The organism is Polaromonas sp. P1_G4 (assembly GCF_056405475.1).
On record NZ_JBFUCA010000741.1, the window covers coordinates 1 to 1,601 of the forward strand.

General features: G+C 59.7%; 1 protein-coding gene. It reads left to right on the forward strand.

Annotated elements, in window-relative coordinates:
* Positions 1 to 254: 254 nt before the first annotated feature.
* Positions 255 to 1,601, forward strand: a 1,347-nt coding sequence (locus AC1D1X_RS22890) for a DUF6531 domain-containing protein (RefSeq protein WP_477699286.1), incomplete at its 3' end; no start/stop codon positions are given.

Sequence of the window (1,601 nt, forward strand, 5' to 3'; positions counted from 1 at the left end):
TTTTCCACCAGGTATCAGCGTGGTTTCCTTGGCTCATTTTGCTCGTGCTGATTGGCCTTTCATTTAATGCTTCTGCCGTTGTCCCCAAGACACTTCAGTTTTTTTATGCCTCGGCATGGGCCTGTCAAGGAACATTGAATACGCCCCAACCTACCGCATTGGCGGCCTGCGAAAACTTTGCCATCACGGCAAATGATTGCACGGGCATTCAACCTCCTTGGTATGGCTCGACTCTGGTTGGAGACCAGTGCTATGTGTACAGGTCCCGTCCGGCGACGCCCGATTGGAACTACACCTATGGCTCGGGTACCTTGCAGTGCCCCGAACGTACCGATTTGGTCAACGGCTCTTGCGTTTGCAAGAAGGGCTTCAAAGAGGATGGCAACAGCACGTCGTGTGTGGTGGCCCCGCCGCCGCCTGTGCTGACATGTCCTGCGCCGAAAAAACGCGTTGTCGATGGCATTGAGGTCGGAAGCCCGATCATTCCCGCGACCGGGGAAAAGGTGTTTGACGACTATGACTACCAGGACGTAGGCCCGCATGCGCTCAGCCTGCTGCGTAGTTTTCGCAGCAGCCGGTCGGCGGGTACTGTGGCGGCAGGGGGCAGTGCCGCTTTCGGCCAAACCTGGTCGCACAACCATGCAGCGTCTGTCCAGCTGGAAGGCATTGTCGGTACGGCAGACAGCACCGCCAAGGTCATGTTCGGCGACGGCAGCGTACGCGAGTTTGGCTGGCAGGTGGGAACCAGCAGCTGGCTGGCCACCAACAGTGCCGATACCCTGGCCTCCAACGGCACGGGCCTGCTCTACAAACAGCTGGACAACGACAGCCAGTGGCAGTTCGATGCGGTTGGCAAGCTGCTCACCGTGACCCAGAGAAACGGCTGGGTCGCTACCTATACCTACAGTACCACCAGTACGCCCGGTAGCATCGCCCCCGTTCCAGGCCTGCTGATCACGGTGACCAACAAATTTGGGCGCAGCCTGGGCTTTATTTACAACGCCTCTAGCCAACTGGTCAGCGTGACGGCGCCTGATGGCCAGGTCATCAGCTACGGCTATGACGGCACTGCAGCCACGGACCGCCTGACAACCGTGACCTACGCAGGCAGTGTGAGCGGTGCCGTCAGCAAGACTTACCACTACGAGAACGCAACTTTTCCGCAATTGGTGACCGGCATCACCGATGAGGTGTCGCATCGCTATGAAACCGTCAGCTACGACACTCAGGGCAGGGGCCTGAGCACCGAATTGGCCGGCGGCGTGTACCGGTACAGTGTGAGTTACGGGGCCGCAGGCGCAACAACCGTCACAGACCCGCTGGACACACAACGTACTTACAACTACAGCACAAACAAGGGCCAGCTCGCCGTGACCGGGGCAACCCTGCCGAGCGCAAGCGGCTCCGGCGACGCGGCCAGCCGGGTGCAAGACGCCAGTGGACTGGTCACGCAAGAGACCGACTTCCTGGGTGTCAACACCATGTACACCTGGGATATCAACCGGCGCCTGCCATTGACCACCACCAAGGCAACAGGCCTTCCTGAGGTGCAGACCACGACCACCCAGTGGCACCCAACCTTCAGGTTGCCGGTGTTGGTG